The following is an 18315-nucleotide window of genomic DNA, read 5'->3' on the forward strand; positions in this document are numbered from 1 at the left end:
GTGCCGCGGCTACCACGCGGGCACTAAGCTGGACAGCAATGAAACTCGTTGATCAGCTCCCCGCCCCGGCCGCCCGTATCCCCGGCAGGACGGGCCTGGACCCGGACGAGCTCTACACCCGGTTTGTCGAGTGGACCGAGACCCGCGGCCTGGCCCTGTACACCGCCCAGGACGAGGCCATCATGGAGCTGGCCGCCGGCTCAAACGTCATCCTGGCCACCCCGACCGGGTCCGGGAAATCCCTCGTGGCCATTGCCGCGCACTTCCAGGCCATGGCCCGCGGGCAGCGGAGCTACTACACCGCCCCGATCAAGGCCCTCGTCTCGGAAAAGTTCTTCGCCCTCTGTGAGATCTTCGGCGCCGACAACGTCGGCATGATCACCGGCGACTCCGGCGTGAACCAGGACGCCCCAATCATCTGTTGCACGGCCGAGATCCTGGCCAACATCGCCCTGCGTGAAGGTTCTGCGGCGCAGCTCGGCGCCGTGATCATGGACGAGTTCCACTTCTACTCGGACCCGCAGCGCGGCTGGGCGTGGCAGGTGCCGCTGCTTGAACTGCCTCAGGCGCAGTTCCTGCTGATGTCGGCGACGCTCGGCGATGTCAGCCGATTCGAGGACGGCCTCAGCGACCTGACCGGCCGCACGACGACGACCGTCAGTTCCGCGGAACGCCCCATCCCGCTGCACTACTACTACGAGCAGACTCCGGTCCACGAGACGCTTGAGGAGCTGCTCGCCACCAAGCAGGTCCCGGTCTACGTGGTCCACTTCAGCCAGGTCGAGGCGATCGACCGGGCCCAGAACCTGATGAGCATCAACGTCTGCACCCGCGAGGAAAAAGACAAGATCGCCGAGCTCATTGCCGGGTTCCGCTTCGCCGCAGGCTTCGGCAAGACCCTTAACCGCCTGGTCCGGCACGGGATCGGCGTTCACCACGCCGGCATGCTGCCGAAGTACCGCCGGCTGGTCGAACAGCTTGCCCAGGCCGGTCTGCTGAAGGTCATCTGCGGCACGGATACGCTCGGGGTGGGCATCAACGTGCCCATCCGCACCGTGCTGCTGACGGCACTGAGCAAATACGACGGCGTCCGCACCCGTCTGCTGAACTCCCGTGAGTTCCACCAGATCGCCGGGCGCGCCGGCCGCGCCGGCTATGACACCGCAGGAACCGTGGTGGTCCAGGCCCCGGAGCACGTGACGGAAAACGTGAAGGCGATGGCCAAGGCCACGGCCAAGTTCGGCGACGACCAGAAGAAGCTGCGCCAGGTGGTCAAGAAGAAGCCCCCGGAAGGCTTCGTGTCCTGGGGCGAACCGACGTACAAGCGGCTGGTCGAGTCCGTTCCGGATCCGCTGACGTCGAGTTTCACCGTGACGCATGCGATGCTGATGAACCTGATGGAACGCCCCGGCGACCCGTTCCAGGCCGCCCGCCGCCTGCTCACCGAAAACCACGAGACCCGTCCGGCCCAGCTGCGGCTCATGAAGAAGGCCCTGGGAATCTACCGCGAGCTGCTCGCGGCCGGCGTCGTGGAGCGGATCCCGGCCGGGGAGCAGGGTGCTGACGGCCGCACGGTCCGGCTCACGGTCCATCTGCAGGCAAACTTTGCCCTCAACCAGCCGCTGTCCCCGTTCGCGCTGGCGGCGCTGGAGCTGCTGGACCCGGAGTCGCCGTCGTACGCCCTGGACGTGGTGTCGGTGATCGAGGCCACCCTGGAGAAGCCGCGGCAGATCCTCTCGGCACAGCAGAAGAAGGCGCGCGGCGAGGCGATCGCGGCGATGAAGGCCGACGGCATCGAGTACGACCAGCGGATGGCGATGCTCGAGGAGGTCACCTACCCGCAGCCGCTCGCCGAAATGCTCGGCGAGGCGTTCGACGTCTACCGCAAGGCCGCGCCCTGGGTCGGCGACTTCGAGCTCGCGCCCAAGTCCGTGGTCCGGGACATGTACGAGCGCGCCATGAACTTCGGCGAGTTCGTCCAGTTCTACGGCCTCGCCCGCTCGGAGGGGATCGTGCTGCGCTACCTCGCCGACGGTTTCAAGGCGCTCCGCCAGACGGTCCCGCAGGATGCCCTCCGTGAGGACCTCGAGGACCTCATCGCCTGGCTGGGCGAACTGGTCCGGCAGGTGGACTCCAGCCTGCTGGACGAATGGGAAGAGCTCACATCCGGCGCGGCGCCCACACCGCACGACGCTCCGCCGCCCCCGCCGCCGTCGCTGACCTCCAACATCCGGGCCTTCCGGGTGATGGTGCGCAACGAGATGTTCCGCCGCGTGGAGCTGTTCGCCGATGAGGCCGCCACCGCCCTGGGCGAGCTCGACGCCGGGTCCGGCTGGGACGCCGAGCGCTGGGAAGATGCCCTCGATGACTACTTTGATGAGCACAACGACATCGGCACCGGACCGGACGCCCGCGGGCCCGGGCTGCTGATCATCACCGAGGAACCCGGGGTGTGGAAGGTGCGGCAGATCTTCGATGACCCCGCCCGCAACCACGACTGGGGCATCTCCGCCGACGTGGACCTGGGGGCCTCGGACGAGTCCGGGACCGCCGTCGTCCGCGTCACGGACGTCAACCGGCTCTAGGCGGGACGGCACGGGGGCTGGCCTGCACGGGGGCGGCCGCAGGGCCTGCACGGGGGCGGCCGTCGCCGGCGCCGGTACCCCAGCTTGGGCCATCGCGCCGCGGGTAAACTCGGACAATGAGTGTAATCCGGCCTGCCACGGCGCATGACGTCCCTGCCATCCTGCAGATGATCCACGACCTCGCCCTCTACGAGAAGGAACCGGACGCCGTCCGGAACACCCCCGAGATGCTCACCGAGGTCCTTTTCGGCGAGCATCCCAAGGTCTTCGCCACCATGGCGGAGAACTCCGCGGGCGAGGTCCGCGGCTTCGCCCTCTGGTTCCTGAACTACTCCACGTGGGAGGGCGTCCACGGGATCTACCTCGAGGACCTCTACGTCCGGCCGGAGGCCCGCGGCGAGGGCCACGGCAAGGCACTGCTGCAGCACCTGGCAGCGACCGCCGTCGACCGGGGCTACGCGCGCGTCGAATGGAGTGTCCTGGACTGGAACGAGCCCTCCATCAACTTCTACAAGAACCTCGGCGCTTCGCCGATGGAGGAATGGTCCACCTTCCGCCTCACCGGAGCGGCGCTGACGGCCTTCGGCAGCCGCCCGGCAGTTGCCGGCGCCGGCTCCCCTGCCGGCTCCAGCTCCAGTTCCCGCGAGGCGGCCACCCGTGGCTGATCTCCCAATGACGGGGCTCATGGGAGCCTCCCTGCTGGAGACTGCAACCAGCGCCGGGCGCAAAGTTCCGCACAGCGTCCGGGCACGACACACCTACCGGGGAATGCGGACCGCGGAACACTACTTCCAGGTCCCCCTTGACCACTTCAGCGAGGCGGGGCGCCGCGGCGAAACCATCTCCGTGTTCGCCCGCGAGTACGTGTCCACCGAACACAGCGAGGCAGAGGCCGCCGGGCTGCCCTGGCTGCTTTTCCTGCAGGGCGGTCCCGGCGGGCGTGGAAACCGGTTCCCGTCGCTGGGCGGCTGGAGCAAGGCCGCCGCGAAGGACTTCCGGATCCTCATGCTGGACCAGCGCGGCACCGGCCTGTCCTCGCCCGTCGACCGCAACACGCTGCCGCTGCGCGGCACCGACGCGGAGCAGGCTGACTACCTGACGCACTTCCGCGCCGACTCGATCGTTGCCGACGCCGAAGCGATCAGGGCAGCCCTGGACTCCGCCCCCTGGACCATCTACGGCCAGAGCTACGGCGGTTTCTGCGCGCTCAGCTACCTTTCCTTCGCCCCCGAGGGGCTGCGCGAGGTCCTCGTGACGGGCGGGCTGGCCCCGCTGGGCGGCTCCGCCGACCGAGTGTACCGGGCCACGTTCCAGCGGGTCGCGGCCCGGAACGCCGAATACTTTGACTGGTATCCCGAGGACCGGGCCGCCGTCACCCGGATCGCCCGGCACCTGCGGGAAACGGAGGAGGTGCTGCCCGACGGCGGCCGGCTCACGGTGGAACGGTTCCAGATGGTGGGCTCGTTCCTGGGCGGCAACACCCGGGTGGACGCACTGCACCACCTGCTCGAGGACGCCTTCGTGGCCACACCGGGCGGCGACCGTCTCTCGGACACCTTCCTGGAGCAGGTCCGGGGCCTCGTGTCCCGGGCCGCGAACCCGTTGTACGCGTTGATGCACGAATCCATTTACGCCCAGGACGGTGCCACCAACTGGGCCGCCTGGCGCGTGCTGGAGGAAGTCCCCGAGTTCCGCCCCGACGCCGGCGAACCGCTTCTGACCGGGGAAATGGTGTACCCCTGGTATTTCGAGCAGGACCCGGCCCTGCACCCGCTGCAGGACGTGGCCCGGCTCCTGGCCGAAATGGACGGCTGGGCACCCCTCTACGACCCGGAGCGACTGGCGCTGAACACCGTGCCCGTCGCCGCGGCCGTCTACACCGACGACATCTACGTGGACCGGGAGCTGTCCCTGGAGACGGCGGCCGCGGTCCGGGGCCTGCAGGTCTGGGAAACCGGCGACTTCCACCACGACGGCATCGCGGACGACGGCGAGGCGATCTTCGGGCGCCTGCTGGGGATGGCACGTTCCGCCCGACGGTGACCCGGGCGCGGCCAGGCACGGGCCCGGGCCGATGGCGCCCGGCTTAGCAGGTACTGCTTAAACAGGTACGGCGCCGGACCCGTGAGGGTCCAGCGCCGTACTGCTATGTGCCGCGAGGTGTGTCCTGCACTCTCACCCCGGCGGTTTGGTACTAGTCGACGTCGCTCAGGCTCTTGCGGGAGTCCTCTTCCAGCCGGGCATCCAGCTTCGACTTGGACGCCTTGGAGCTCATGAGGCTGGCGACCACCGCGACGACGATGGTGCCGATGATCACACCGAGCGAGACGTAGGTGGGGATCTCGGGGGCCCATTCGATGTGCTGGCCGCCGTTGATAAAGGGCAGCTCGTTGACGTGCATGGCGTGCAGGACCAGCTTCACACCGATGAACGCCAGGATCACGGACAGGGCGTGCTTGAGGTAGATGAGCCGGTTCATGAGGCCGCCGAGCAGGAAGTACAGCTGGCGCAGCCCCATGAGGGCAAAGATGTTGGCGGTGAAGACGATGAAGGCGCTCTGGGTGAGGCCGAAAATGGCCGGAATGGAGTCGACAGCGAAGAGCAGGTCCGTCATGCCGATGGTCACGAAGACGATCAGCATCGGGGTGAACACCTTCTTTCCGTCAACGACGGTGCGGAGCTTGCCGCCGTCGAACTTCTCGGACATCGGCAGGACCCGGCGGATCCGGGCGATCAGCGGGTTTTCCTTGTCTTCCTCGTCCTCGCCCTCGTCCTGGGCCTGCTTCCAGGCGGTCCAGAGCAGGAAGGCGCCGAAGATGTAGAAGACCCAGCTGAACTGCTCGATCACGATCGCGCCGAGCATGATGAAGATGCCGCGGAGGATCAGGGCGATGATGATGCCCACCATGAGCACTTCCTGCTGATACTTTCTCGGTACCGAGAAGCGCGCCATGATGATGATGAAGACGAACAGGTTGTCGATGCTCAGGCTGTATTCGGTCACCCAGCCGGCGATGAACTGGCCGCCGAATTCCGGGCCGGTGAAGGCGAACATGGCGCCGGCGAAGACCAGGGCCAGGGCCACGTAGAACGCGACCCACAGTCCGGCTTCTTTCATGGAGGGCTCATGCGGGCGTTTGAGGACCATCAGCAGGTCGATGGCCAGAATGACGCCGAGGACGACAAACGAGCCGATCTCGAACCACAGGGGAAGCTCGGGCACGGGGGAAATACCTTTCGTAGGGTACAGCTCAGCGGTGTAAGTCTCTCCGACCGCCGGCGCATGACGCTGCCTGGCTGCCCGCTACGCCCGGCGCGGCATCGTAGCCGTGCGTGTTGACGATCGTAGCGTTTGGGATACTCCCCTACGTTTGACCGAGTTTACCCTAGGCGTGCCCCGCGGATTGCATTTGCCGCAGTTCCTTCTTCAAATCCCCCACCTCGTCGCGCAGCCGGGCGGCCAGTTCGAACTGCAGCTCCCCGGCTGCGGCGTGCATCTGTTCGGTCAGCTGTTCAATCAGCCCGACGAGGTCCTCGGCCGGCGCGGCGGCGAGCCCGTCCGCACGGATGAGCGAGGTGCCCTTGCCCTTGCCGCGGTTCTTCCCGGCCGCGGCCAGCAGCTCGCGGGTGTCCGCGTCTTCCTTGGCCAGCTGGTCGGTGATGTCCGCGATCTTCTTCCGGAGCGGCTGGGGATCGATCCCGTTCTCCGTGTTGTAGGCCACCTGGATGGCGCGGCGGCGGTTGGTCTCGTCGATGGCATGGGCCATCGAATCGGTGATCCGGTCCGCGTACATGTGCACCTGGCCGGAGACGTTTCGGGCGGCACGCCCGATGGTCTGGATCAGGGATGTCGAGGAGCGCAGGAAGCCTTCCTTGTCCGCGTCCAGGATGCTGACCAGCGACACTTCCGGGAGGTCCAGACCTTCACGGAGCAGGTTGATGCCGACGAGGACGTCGAAGACACCCATCCGCAGTTCGCGCAGGAGTTCCACGCGGCGGAGGGTGTCGACGTCGGAGTGCAGGTATTCCACCTTCACGCCATGGCCCAGCAGGTAGTCCGTCAGGTCCTCGGCCATCCGCTTGGTCAGGGTGGTGACCAGGACCCGCTCGTTCTTCGCGGTGCGGGTCCGGATTTCGCCCAGCAGGTCATCGATCTGCCCCTTCGTGGGCTTGACGACGACCTCGGGGTCGATCAGGCCGGTGGGGCGGATGATCTGCTGGACGAAGCCGTCGGACTTGCCGAGCTCGTACTTGCCCGGCGTCGCGGAGAGGTAGACGGTCTGGCCCACGCGGTCCTGGAACTCGTCCCATTTGAGCGGGCGGTTGTCCATCGCCGAGGGCAGCCGGAAGCCGTGGTCCACAAGGTTCCGTTTGCGGGACATGTCGCCCTCGTACATGGCGCCGATCTGCGGCACGGTGACGTGGGACTCATCGATCACCAGGAGGAAGTCATCCGGGAAGTAGTCGATCAGGCAGTGCGGCGCGGTTCCGCGGGCCCGGCCGTCGATGTGCGAGGAATAGTTCTCGATGCCGTTGCAGAACCCCATCTGCTGCATCATTTCCAGGTCATAAGTGGTGCGCATCCGGAGCCGTTGGGCCTCGACCAGCTTGTTCTGGCTTTCCAGCACGGCGAGGCGCTCGGCCAGTTCGTCTTCGATCCGCTTGATCGCCCGGCCCATCCGTTCCGGACCGGCGACGTAGTGCGAGGCGGGGAAGACGTACATTTCGTTCTCGTCCCGGAGCACTTCGCCGGTCAGCGGGTGCAGGGTCTGGATATTTTCGATCTCGTCACCGAAAAACTCGATCCGGATCGCCAGTTCCTCGTACATCGGGATGATTTCCACGGTGTCGCCGCGGACCCGGAACGTGCCGCGGTGGAAGTCCATGTCGTTGCGGGTGTACTGCATGGAGACGAACTTCCGGAGCAGGTCGTCACGGTTCATCTCCGCCCCCTTGCGGAGGGTCACCATCCCGGCGATGTATTCTTCCGGGGTGCCGAGGCCGTAGATGCAGGAGACGGTGGCAACCACGATCACGTCGCGGCGGGTCAGCAGCGCGTTGGTGGCGGAGTGGCGGAGCCGTTCGACTTCCTCGTTGACGGAGGAGTCCTTCTCGATGAAGGTGTCCGTCTGGGCGACGTAGGCCTCCGGCTGGTAGTAGTCGTAGTAGGACACGAAGTATTCCACCGCGTTGTTCGGCAGCAGTTCGCGGAATTCGTTGGCCAGCTGCGCGGCGAGGGTTTTGTTCTGCACCATCACCAGGGTGGGCCGCTGGACCTGCTCGATCAGCCAGGCCGTGGTCGCGCTCTTACCGGTACCGGTGGCGCCAAGCAGCACGACGTCTTTTTCGCCGTTCTTGATGCGCTCGGTCAGCTCTGCGATGGCGGCCGGCTGGTCACCCGCCGGCTGGAACTCACTGATGACCTCGAAGGGCGCCACGACGCGGTTGATTTCCTGGGCAAGACTCATGTACCTAATCTACCGCCGGGCTGTGACAGGATGCCCTGATTCAGCTTTGGGCGGTACCGGGGCCGGCGGCAGGTGCCGTTGCGGTGGCGCCACCGACGGTGCCGGCGTCGTCTGCCACGGCGTCGTCTGCACCGGCGTCGTCCGCGTACGACGGCGGTTGCCATCCCGTGCGCTTCACCCACGCTTCCATCCGGGGCCAGGCGTACTCGGTGAACCAGCCCTCCTTGTCGGCCGCGTAGCCGGCGGTGGACTTGTCGACGCCGTGCAGCCCGGCGACCCGTTGCTTTTCGGCCACATAGTCCGTCCGGGCCTCGGGATCGGCGCGCAGCCAGTCTCGGAAGCACAGCGCGTACCGCCAGCCCGGCGAGCCGGCCGCGCGGAGGTGGAGATTCACCGGCCGGCCGGGGTCGGCGTTGCCGTGCAGCCGCTTGCCCCAGTCGGCAGGGTCCGGGTGCGAGGGTTTCGGGTTGTCGGCGATGATGCCGGGCCAGCGCGGGAATCCTGCGTTGGCCAACAGCGGCGCGATCCGGTCCGCGGTGTCGAGGTCCCGGACGCTGAGCTGGAGGTCGATCACATCTTTGGCGTCGAGGCCAGGGACGGCCGTGGACCCGAGGTGGTCGACGGCCAGGACATCCTGCGGGACCGCTGCCCGCAGCCTGGCGATCAGCCGGGCGGCCTGCGCTGCCCAGGCCGGATCGGCCGGGGCGAGGACCGGCCCCGCCGTCCGCGGGGCGATCCTTTGTTCCTTGAGGTTCAGTGCGAACGGCATAAGCCGCTCCTCCCACAGCGCGTCGACCGCGTGCCGGAGGTCCTCCGGGGTGCCGGAGTTGTCCAGCACGACGTCCGCGGCGGCCAGCCGGTCCTCGCGGCCCGCCTGGGCTGCCATCCGGGCGCGCGCCTCGTCGGCGGTCATGTTGCGGTGTTCGGCCATGCGGCGGACCCGGACGTCGTCGGGGGCATCCACCACGACCACCAGATGGAAGTTCTTCCCTTGCCCGGTTTCGACCAGGAGCGGGATGTCCTGGACCACGACGGCGCCGGCCGGGGCGGCGGCGACCATCGCCGCGGCGCGCTCCCGCACCAAGGGGTGGACGATGCCGTTCAGCGCGGCCAGGCGCTCCGGATCACCGAAGACCAGGGCACCGAGCCGGGCCCGGTCCAGCCGGCCTTCCGCGGTCAGGACGGCGGCACCGAAGGCTTCCACCACACTGGCCAGCCCGGGCATACCCGGTTCCACGACCTCCCGGGCCAGCGCGTCGGCGTCGACAAGCACTGCTCCAAGGTCGCGCAGGCGCGCGGCAACCATGGACTTCCCCGAGGCGATTCCGCCGGTCAACCCGATCTTCAACACCTCACCAGACTAAACTGAACCGGTGGCAGATGCGGCGGAATCCCCCGAGAGCAGGACGGCCGTCTACACCACCCTCGCCGCGGGGCCCGGGTTTCGGCACGAAATCGAGGTCAAGCGGTCCCGTTTCATCACAGTGCTGGCCCGCACGGCGGACGAGGACGCCGCCCGGGCCGTCCTGGGCGGGTTGCGCCGGGAATTCCATGACGCCCGGCATCACTGCTTCGCCTTCGTGCTCGGCCCCGACCGGGACATCCAGCGTTCCAACGACGACGGCGAGCCGTCCGGCACCGCGGGCATCCCCATGCTCGAGGCGCTGCTGAAGCGGGAAACCGCACCCGGCGTCGCCGATCTCAGCGACGTCGCCGTCGTCGTCGTGCGCTATTTCGGCGGCATTCTCCTGGGTGCCGGCGGCCTGGTGCGGGCCTATTCCGAATCGGTGTCCGGAGCGCTGGAGCTTGCTCCCCTCGTGCGGCGCCGCCGGTTGCGCATTTGCTCGGTCCCCGTACAGCACGCCGTCGCCGGCCGGCTCGAGAACGATCTGCGCGCCGCGGGGTATGTCATGGCCGAAACCCGTTACGAGGCGCAGACTACTGTCCTGAGGCTCGCGCTGCCGGATGATGCGGAAGAACTTGCCCGGGCCGCGGACCGCGTGGCCGCCATGTCGGCCGGCAGCGCGTCGCTGCTGCCCGGAGAAACGGAGTGGATCGATGTGCCCATCAGCTGAGCCCGTGCCCGCGGTCGCGCTGCTTGACGTCAGCGAGGACGTTCTCGAACAGCTCCTGGAACTTGGGCTCCGGGACGCCGACGCCGACGAGGTCACCCCGCCGCTGGGCACGACCGCCGGCTGGAACACCGACCGGATCAGCTGGTTCCGCGAATTCCACCGCGCCGCCGCAGCCGGCCTGGACGGTCCCGCGGGGCAGAAGACGTGGGCCATCAGCTGCGACGGGCAGATGGCAGGGTCCGTGCGGCTCAGGCGGATGGACACGGAGCCGGCAGCAGCGGATGAGGGCTGGGCCGGTGGTGGCGGCTGGGCTGTTGGTGCCGCCGGGGCTGGGCCAGGTGGTGACGCCGGGGCTGTTGGTGCCGCCGGGGCCGTTGCAGGGGGTGGCGGCTGGGCGCTGGAGACCGGAATCTGGCTCGCCCGGAGCTTCCGCGGCCAGGGCGTGGGCCGCGAGGCGCTGCGCCTCGTAAGGGCTCGCGCCGCGTCGACCGGGGCAGCCGTCCTGGTAGCCGAGACGACGGCCGGCAATGTGGGAGCCCTCGCGTTGCTGAAGTACGCGGGCGCCGAACTGGTGACCGGTGCCGCCTCGCAGACGCACACGGTGCCGGTCATAGCGAAGATCCCGCTGCGCTGAAGGCATGGCACCCTGGGCCGGGCCCGGGCTCCCTTCCGTCATTGGACATGCCCCCGTCGTCAGCGCCTGGCTGCCGTCAAGGAGCCTACATTCCATGGCGCGGCCCCTTGCTTGTCCTGACGAGCAGGAAACGCGTGCAACGGCAGCCCGGTGCCTAGTGCCAGGAATGCGCATGTCCGGCACCAACGCATGGCGCCGGCCTCCCCGCACTGGACATGTCCCGCGCCGGAGGCCAGGGCTGGGCACAATCCACAAATGTCCAAGGCCCGGCTCGAAAAATGGGCATGTCCCCGGAGGGAGGGCTTCAAAAATGGGCATGTCCGGTGGTCCGGGCGCCCGCGGGGCATGTCCGGCACCAGGGCATGGCGCCGTCCTCCCCGCACTGGACATGTCCCGCGCCCAGGGCCAGGACTGGGCACAATCCTCAAATGTCTACGGCCCGGCTCGAAAAATGGGCATGTCCCCGGAGGGAGGGCTTCAAAAATGGGCATGTCCGGTGGTCCGGGCAACCGCGGGGCATGTCCGGCACCAGGGCATGGCGCCGGCCTCCCCGCACTGGACATGTCCCGCGCCCAGGGCCAGGACTGGGCACAATCCTCAAATGTCCACGGCCCGGCTCGAAAAATGGGCATGTCCCCGGAGGGAGGGCTTCAAAAATGGGCATGTCCCCCGGGGAACACAAAAAGGTGGCCGCCCCCGAGGGGACGGCCACCTTCAAGCTACAAACTGCCTGGCCTCAGGGAGCTGACTCCTTGAGGATCACGGGCAATTAGTTGCCGGTCAGCTTCTCGCGCAGAGCGGCAAGAGCCTCGTCCGAAGCAAGCGTGCCTGCACCGGTCTCGGCTGCAGCCGGCTCGGAGGAGTAGCTGGTGGTGCCGGAATCGCTCTCGCCGGACGTTGCAGCTGCAGCGTCGTCGGCAGCGTGCTGGGCAACCTGCTTCTTGTGTGCTTCCCAGCGGGTCTGGGCGTCAGCGTACTGCTGCTCCCAGGCTGCGCGCTGGTTCTCGTAGCCTTCAAGCCACTCGTTGGACTCCGGGTCGAAGCCCTCCGGGTACTTGTAGTTGCCCTCTTCGTCGTACTCTGCGGCCATGCCGTAGAGAGCCGGATCGAATTCGGTGCTGTCGGCGTCGACGCCCTCGTTGGCCTGCTTGAGGGAGAGCGAGATGCGGCGGCGCTCGAGGTCGATGTCGATGACCTTGACGAACAGCTCGTCACCAACGGAGACAACCTGCTCGGCCAGCTCAACGTGGCGCACGGCGAGCTCGGAGATGTGGACCAGGCCTTCGATGCCGTCTTCAACGCGAACGAACGCGCCGAACGGAACGAGCTTGGTGACCTTACCCGGAACAACCTGGCCGAGGGCGTGGGTGCGGGCGAAGGTCTGCCACGGATCTTCCTGCGTAGCCTTGAGCGACAGGGAGACGCGCTCGCGGTCCAGGTCGACCTCGAGAACCTCGACGGTGACTTCCTGGCCAACTTCGACAACCTCGGACGGGTGGTCGATGTGCTTCCAGGACAGCTCGGAAACGTGAACCAGGCCGTCTACGCCGCCCAGGTCCACGAAGGCACCGAAGTTGACGATGGAGGAAACGACGCCGGGACGGACCTGGCCCTTTTCCAGCTTGTTGAGGAACGTGGAGCGGACCTCGGACTGAGTCTGCTCGAGCCATGCACGGCGGGACAGCACAACGTTGTTGCGGTTCTTGTCCAGCTCGATGATCTTGGCTTCGATCTGCTGACCGATGTACGGAGCGAGGTCGCGCACACGGCGCATCTCGACGAGGGATGCGGGCAGGAAGCCGCGCAGACCGATGTCGAGGATAAGACCACCCTTGACAACCTCGATGACGGTACCGGTGACAACACCGTCTTCTTCCTTGACCTTCTCGATGTCGCCCCAGGCACGCTCGTACTGAGCACGCTTCTTGGAGAGGATCAGGCGGCCTTCTTTGTCTTCCTTGGTGAGCACCAGGGCTTCGACCTGATCGCCAACGGAGACGACGTCTCCGGGGTCAACGTCGTGCTTGATGGAAAGCTCGCGGGAGGGAATGACACCTTCGGTCTTGTAACCGATGTCGAGCAGGACTTCGTCGCGGTCGACCTTGACGACGGTACCTTCGACGAGGTCTCCGTCGTTGAAGTACTTGATGGTGGCGTCGACAGCTGCGAGGAAGTCCTCAGCGGTACCGATGTCGTTAATGGCGACTACGGGGGTACCGGGCTTCTCGGTGGAGGTGATGGTCATGTAGTAGGGGCTCCGTTGTGGATAGTGAGTCGGTCAGGCAAACCGCTTCGCCGGCATTATGGAATGCAGGCCAAGAGCACGGCGTCACAGCAAGCGTTCCGCCGGGTCATCCTGATTTTGTGGATTGTAGATGCGCGCACGTAGTACGCGCCTGTTTAGTCTAGTCGTTTACGCGAACGCCGGTCAAAGCGCACGGGGCCGTCCGTGTCGCCTTAGGCGCCGAAATCGGACCGGAGGCCTAGAAGTGCGTGAGGCAGTGCGGGGAACGTTCGACGGCGAACATGAGGCGCGCCGTCAGCGCCGCCCCGGCGGTGTGCTCGGTGATCCGGCCGGCAGCTTTCAGCGTCACGGGACAAACGGCGCCCAGATAGATGGAGCCGAGGTCCGCAACATCAAGGGACAGGTCCGGCTCAGCCTCCGGAGCCGGCCGCACCGTGGCCTCTCCCCCGCTGACCGTGAGCGCGAAGGTGCCGGCCGCGAAGCCGAGACTGTCCCTGACCGCGAGAACGACCGTCCCGTCGGCCGAGTAGCGCCGGGCCCCCAGCACCCGGGCCGGGTCCAGGACGCGCAGCCACAGCATGTCGCGGTGGTCCGATGCCTCGACGCATCGCGGGTCCTCAAGCGCCCAGGTCAGGGGATCGTCCACCGGTGCATCCTGCCAGCTGATCCGGTCCACGAGGTCGATGCTGCCCAGGAACTGCCAGAGTTCCAGGTACGCGGCGTCATTCGCGGCCACGAGGTCCACGATCTCCATGGTGTACGGCTTGGCGTCCCACCCGGCGAATTTATAGGACACGTAGCCGTCCACGGTTCCGGCGGCGTCGTAGTGCAGGGCGCAGCGGATTGCCTCGTCCTCGCTGCCGTCCCGGCCGAGTATGCCCGAAGACCGCAGCCGGTACGCTTCCTGCCGCGAGATCGATCCGGGCATGGACGCGTGGACCCGACCAAAAACCTCGGGGGCCAGTTCCAGCAGGACCTTGCGGTCCGCAATCTCCACGGTGCCGGCGGGCGCATGGCGCAGCCGGAAGCGCGGCCCGGTGTCGACCTTGATGCTGCGCTCGAAGGTGGCCACACCGTAACCGAACCGCCCGTAGATCGAGGCCTCCGAGGCGGTCAGTGCCGCCAGCGCGACGCCGTCCGCCTTCGCCGCGGCAAGGTCCTCGGTCATCATCCGCCGCAGCAGTCCCTGCCGGCGGTGGGTCCCGCGCACCGTGACGGCCGTGACCAGCTGGGCTTCGAGCTGACGGCCGTAGCCGATGTTCAGGTCCTTGCGCAGGGTGGCGAAGGTCGCCACCGGGACGTCGGCAGCCAGCGAGTGGGCCGCAACGCCGTCGGCCTGGTAAACGCCGGTCATTTCACGGTTGTCCACGAGATACATGGCCATGATCTTGTCCGCGAAGTCGTCTTTGCGCGGCTCGTCGTAGAAGCCGATCCCGACCCCGCGCAGCCACGCCGTGCCTTGCGCGTAATCCGCCTCGTCCTTCGCGACCGCGCGGAACCGCCTGAGCTCGTACTTATCTGCCACGTACTTCTCCCCCTGAGAATCTCGGGTCCCGGCATAGCCGGAACGAATACTGCCGGACCGAATACTTGCCGGACCGAAACCTTGCCGATACCTGTCCAGCTTTAGTGCCCCGCCTCGTACCAGCTGGAGCCGATGCCGATCTGGACGTCCAGCGGAACGCTGAGGTCCGCGGCCGAGCCCATTTGCTCGGTCACCAGCTTCTCCACGGCCTCGCGCTCACCCGCGGCGACTTCGAGGACAAGTTCATCATGGACCTGCAGGAGCATGCGCGATTTCAGGCCCCGTGCCGCCAGTTCCGCGTGCACACCCAGCATGGCGCGCTTGATGATGTCAGCCGCCGATCCCTGGATGGGCGAGTTCAGCGCGATGCGCTCCGCATTCTCACGCAGCTGGCGGTCGGTGCTGGTCAGGTCCGGGAGGTAGCGCCGGCGCCCCTCGATGGTGGCGGTGTAGCCGTCGATCCGGGCCTGGTCCACCACGCCGCGGAGGTAGTCGCGGACGGCGCCGAACCGGTCGAAGTAGTCCTTCATGAGGGTCCGCGCCTCGTCAACGGAGATCTCCAGCTGCTTGGACAGACCGAACGAGGTCAGCCCGTACGCGAGGCCATAGGACATCGCCTTGACCTTGGACCGCATGGCGCTGGTCACCTGGTCGGTGGGCACATGGAAAATGTTCGAACCCACGAACCGGTGGAGGTCTTCGCCGTCCTTGTAGGCCTGGATCAGGCCGGCGTCGCCCGAGAGGTGCGCCATGATGCGCATTTCGATCTGCGAGTAGTCCGCGGAGAGCAGGCACTCGTAGCCCTCGCTGACCACAAAGATGCCGCGGACGCGCCGGCCTTCCTCGCTGCGGATGGGGATGTTCTGCAGGTTGGGGTTGTTGGAGGAGATCCGGCCCGTGGCTGCGACGTTCTGCGCGTACGTGGTGTGGATCCGGCCGTCTTCCTTGACGGACTTCTTCAGCGACTCCAGCATCTGGCGCAGCTTCGACGATTCCCGGTGCGCCATGAGCTGGACCAGGAATTCGTGCCCGGTCTTTTCCAGCAGGTTTTTGAGTGACGCGGCGTCGGTGGTGTAGCCGGACTTGATTTTCTTGGTCTTCGGCAACTGCAGTTCGTCGAACAGCACGGTCTGGAGCTGCTTCGGCGAACCAAGGTTGACCTCGTGGCCGATCGCGGCGAACGCCAGCTCCTGGGCGTTGTCGATCACCTTGGCGAGATCCGACAGCTGCTCGTCCATGCGGGGCATGTCGATGGCGATTCCCGCGAGTTCCATATCGGCCAGCACCCGGCTGACCGGCAGTTCCAGCGTGGTGAGCAGGTCCTGCGCTTTGCGTTCCGTCAGTTCTGATTCGAAAAAGCGGCTCAGGGCCTGGACGACGGCGGCGACGTGGACCAGCGCGCCCGCAGCGGCGGCGTCGTCGCCGTCGAACGCCAGCTCAAGCTGGCCTTCCTTGGCGGCCTCCGTGGAAACCGCGATGTTGAGGTGATGCTGTGCCAGCTCCGCAAGCTCGTAGCTGCGGCGGTCCGGCTGGATGAGGTAGCCGGAGATCGAGGTGTCATCCACCACGCCTTCCAGTTCCAGGCCGCGCGCGGTCAGGGCCTTCAGGGCAGCCTTGAACCCGTGCATGACCTTCGGTGCGTGGGCGTCGCGCAGCCATGCGGCCAGAACGTTTTCGGCGGCGGCGTCCTGGCTGGCCAGGTCGATATAGACGGCGGCGTCGTCGCGGACGATCGCCACCGCTGCGGCGTCCTCGCCGATCCGGCCGGGCACAACGTCGACCGCCACAGCGGAGCGCTTGCCGGCACCGGCCTCGAGGAACGCGCTAAGTTCGGCTGCGTCCGCCGGGATCACGAAGTCCGGGATGTCGAGGCTTTCCCGCTCGGCTTCGGTGACTTCACTGCCGTAGAGGGCGAAGAGCCGGGTCCGGATGGTCTTGAATTCCAGGGCGTCGAACAGCTCCTCGAGGGCTGCCTGGTCAGGCCGCGGGTCCGCGAGCTCGTCCAGCGTCACTGGCAGATCCAGGTCGGTGTGCAGCCTGTTGAGGCGCCGGTTGCGCTTGACGTCGTCAACGTATTCGCGCAGGGAGTCCCCCACCTTCCCGCCGATCGCGTCGAGGTTCTCCAGGACCCCCTCCAGTCCGCCGTAAAGGTTGATCCATTTCGCTGCCGTCTTGGGGCCGACGCCGGGAACACCGGGGAGGTTGTCCGCGGATTCCCCCACCAGGGCGGCGAGGTCTGAGTACTGGGCCGGGCTGACGAAGTACTTCTCCTGGATGGCGTCCGCGTCCATGCGGGGAATATCGCTGACACCCTTCTTGGGGTACAGGACGAAAACGTTGTCGGTGATGAGCTGGAAGGCATCGCGGTCGCCTGAGACCAGCAGCACTTCGTAACCGGCCTTTTCCCCCATTGCGGCGAGGGTGGCCAGGATGTCGTCAGCTTCCCAACCGGGCATTTTGATGGTCTTGATGCCCCAGGCGCCCATGACCTTGTCGATGAGGTCGATCTGGCCGCTCATTTCCCGCGGGGTCTCGTTGCGTCCGCCCTTGTACTCGCTGTACTCGGCCTTGCGGTGCGTCGTGTCATCGGAGACGTCGAAGGCGACCGCCACGTGGGTGGGCTTTTGCTCCTTGATCAGGTTGATCAGCATGGACGTGAAGCCGTGGACGGCGTTCGTGTGCTGGCCCGTGGCGGTGGAGAACTTGTCCGCGGGCAGGGCGAAGAACGCCCGGAACGCCATGGAGTGCCCATCGAGGACGAGTAGCCGCGGCTGGTCCGTGATGGGAATCACGGGGGCCTCAGTGGCGGAAACCGACGCCGCGGCCCGGCTGGATTTTCCGGCACGCTTGGCCGCAACCCCTGAATCCGGCTCAGCTGCCAGGAGTTGGTCTGCGGCAGTGTCCGCGGAAAGGGAGGCTGCATTCTCGAGGGCAAGGGCCGGTTTGGTAGTTTCACTCACAGGTGCCAGCCTAGTTCCCATGATGGACAATTTCACGCCCGGCCCGTACGCGGCCGAGCTCGCTGCGGCCGGTGTTCCCGAGGAGATGCACGATTGGCTGGGCCAGTACGGCGTCGGAGCCCTTGTGGTGAAGATGGGGATCCGCTTCCTCGAGATGAGCCCGGAGCGCACTGTGGCCACCATGCCGGTGGCGGGGAACACCCAGGTGGCAGGCATCCTGCACGGCGGGGCCCACGTGGTCCTGGCCGAAACCCTGGGTTCTTTCGCGGCGGGCATGCACGCCGGACCTGACCGGCAGGCGCTCGGGATCGAGGTCGGAGCGACGCACCACCGGGCGATCTCCGAGGGCATCGTCACCGGCACCTGCACGGCCATTCACCTCGGCCGGACGCTCGCCACCCACGAAATCGTGATGACCGACGAACGCGGCCGGCGGCTCTCCACCGCCCGGATCACGAACCTGATCCGCGATATCGCGCGCTAGGTCCGCGATAACGCGGAGGGCGACCGGCCCGGCGGCGCCGGATCCGGCTAGACGATATGAGGTAGCCGGGTTTTGGGGCTGGAACCTCCTTTTCAAAGCGGTACGTGGGTTGCCTGCCAGACTTGGCGGACAGGTAGAGCCACATTTGAAATTGGGAGGTTCCAGCTATGTTCGAGCGTACAAGCGTCGTCCTGGATGTCCATGCCCGTTCTGTCGCCGGATGCGCCCTGGACGCGCAGACCGGCGAGATCATTCCGCACCGGATGACTCCGGATTATGCCGAGATTCTTGCCTGGATCGTCTCTCTTCCAGCCCCGGTGCGGGTGGTCTACGAGGCCG

12 protein-coding genes and 1 pseudogene are annotated in these 18315 nt (G+C 66.8%); 7 read left to right on the top strand and 6 right to left on the bottom strand.

Annotated features, from left to right (window positions below):
* Positions 1-38 precede the first annotated feature (38 nt).
* The 3 genes from AC1DKN_RS18605 (at position 39) to AC1DKN_RS18615 (ending at position 4628) form a co-directional block, all read left to right on the top strand.
* Positions 39-2585 carry a DEAD/DEAH box helicase gene (locus AC1DKN_RS18605; protein ID WP_476872139.1) on the top strand — a complete coding sequence of 849 codons (2547 nt, stop codon included), beginning with the start codon at positions 39-41 and terminating at the stop codon, positions 2583-2585.
* Between the two features lie 116 nt (positions 2586-2701).
* Positions 2702-3250 (top strand): N-acetyltransferase family protein, encoded by a 549-nt coding sequence (locus AC1DKN_RS18610; RefSeq protein WP_476849610.1) that lies wholly within the window; start codon positions 2702-2704, stop codon positions 3248-3250.
* A gap of 19 nt (positions 3251-3269) precedes the next feature.
* The gene (locus tag AC1DKN_RS18615) at positions 3270-4628 is read left to right on the top strand and encodes an alpha/beta fold hydrolase (RefSeq protein ID WP_476872147.1); all 1359 of its coding nucleotides are present in this window, start codon (positions 3270-3272) and stop codon (positions 4626-4628) included.
* A gap of 151 nt (positions 4629-4779) precedes the next feature.
* Here the strand turns inward: AC1DKN_RS18615 and AC1DKN_RS18620 are convergent, their stop codons facing one another.
* The 3 genes from AC1DKN_RS18620 to coaE form a co-directional block, all read right to left on the bottom strand.
* Positions 4780-5808 (bottom strand): TerC family protein, encoded by a 1029-nt coding sequence (locus tag AC1DKN_RS18620; RefSeq protein WP_028276830.1) that lies wholly within the window; start codon positions 5806-5808, stop codon positions 4780-4782.
* A 163-nt stretch (positions 5809-5971) separates the two neighbouring features.
* The gene (gene uvrB / locus AC1DKN_RS18625; protein WP_476858612.1) at positions 5972-8053 is read right to left on the bottom strand and encodes an excinuclease ABC subunit UvrB; all 2082 of its coding nucleotides are present in this window, start codon (positions 8051-8053) and stop codon (positions 5972-5974) included.
* 40 nt (positions 8054-8093) lie between these two features.
* Complete coding sequence (gene coaE / locus AC1DKN_RS18630) at positions 8094-9404, bottom strand: dephospho-CoA kinase (protein ID WP_476872140.1); 1311 nt, start codon at positions 9402-9404, stop codon at positions 8094-8096.
* A 22-nt stretch (positions 9405-9426) separates the two neighbouring features.
* Here coaE and AC1DKN_RS18635 point away from each other — a divergent pair, with 22 nt between their 5' ends.
* The gene (locus AC1DKN_RS18635) at positions 9427-10128 is read left to right on the top strand and encodes an IMPACT family protein (RefSeq protein ID WP_476872141.1); all 702 of its coding nucleotides are present in this window, start codon (positions 9427-9429) and stop codon (positions 10126-10128) included.
* Positions 10129-10132: 4 nt separating this feature from the next.
* On the top strand, positions 10133-10762 hold the full coding sequence (locus AC1DKN_RS18640; RefSeq protein WP_476872142.1) for a GNAT family N-acetyltransferase: 630 nt from the start codon (positions 10133-10135) through the stop codon (positions 10760-10762).
* 769 nt (positions 10763-11531) lie between these two features.
* Here the strand turns inward: AC1DKN_RS18640 and rpsA are convergent.
* From rpsA to polA, 3 genes are all read right to left on the bottom strand, one after another.
* Complete coding sequence (gene rpsA, locus AC1DKN_RS18645) at positions 11532-13007, bottom strand: 30S ribosomal protein S1 (protein WP_018773018.1); 1476 nt, start codon at positions 13005-13007, stop codon at positions 11532-11534.
* Positions 13008-13245: 238 nt separating this feature from the next.
* Complete coding sequence (locus AC1DKN_RS18650) at positions 13246-14532, bottom strand: GNAT family N-acetyltransferase (protein ID WP_476872143.1); 1287 nt, start codon at positions 14530-14532, stop codon at positions 13246-13248.
* A gap of 101 nt (positions 14533-14633) precedes the next feature.
* The gene (gene polA / locus AC1DKN_RS18655) at positions 14634-17513 is read right to left on the bottom strand and encodes a DNA polymerase I (RefSeq protein ID WP_476872144.1); all 2880 of its coding nucleotides are present in this window, start codon (positions 17511-17513) and stop codon (positions 14634-14636) included.
* Between polA and AC1DKN_RS18660 the strand changes: the two genes are divergently transcribed.
* The gene (locus tag AC1DKN_RS18660; protein ID WP_223917399.1) at positions 17512-17976 is read left to right on the top strand and encodes a hotdog fold thioesterase; all 465 of its coding nucleotides are present in this window, start codon (positions 17512-17514) and stop codon (positions 17974-17976) included. The two genes, polA and AC1DKN_RS18660, sit on opposite strands and share 2 nt — an antisense overlap.
* A gap of 167 nt (positions 17977-18143) precedes the next feature.
* Positions 18144-18315, top strand: a pseudogene (locus AC1DKN_RS18665) (IS110 family RNA-guided transposase); the annotation flags it as partial.

The organism is Arthrobacter sp. 01N444 (assembly GCF_056399305.1).

What these genes read in the sequence shown, in the direction of transcription:
- polA (WP_476872144.1), bottom strand. Translation starts at nt 17,513, where the DNA reads ATGGGAACTAGGCTGGCACCTGTGAGTGAAACTACCAAACCGGCCCTT.
- AC1DKN_RS18605 (WP_476872139.1), top strand. Translation starts at nt 39, where the DNA reads ATGAAACTCGTTGATCAGCTCCCCGCCCCGGCCGCCCGTATCCCCGGC.
- AC1DKN_RS18610 (WP_476849610.1), top strand. Translation starts at nt 2,702, where the DNA reads ATGAGTGTAATCCGGCCTGCCACGGCGCATGACGTCCCTGCCATCCTG.
- rpsA (WP_018773018.1), bottom strand. Translation starts at nt 13,007, where the DNA reads ATGACCATCACCTCCACCGAGAAGCCCGGTACCCCCGTAGTCGCCATT.
- AC1DKN_RS18615 (WP_476872147.1), top strand. Translation starts at nt 3,270, where the DNA reads ATGGGAGCCTCCCTGCTGGAGACTGCAACCAGCGCCGGGCGCAAAGTT.
- uvrB (WP_476858612.1), bottom strand. Translation starts at nt 8,053, where the DNA reads ATGAGTCTTGCCCAGGAAATCAACCGCGTCGTGGCGCCCTTCGAGGTC.
- AC1DKN_RS18660 (WP_223917399.1), top strand. Translation starts at nt 17,512, where the DNA reads ATGATGGACAATTTCACGCCCGGCCCGTACGCGGCCGAGCTCGCTGCG.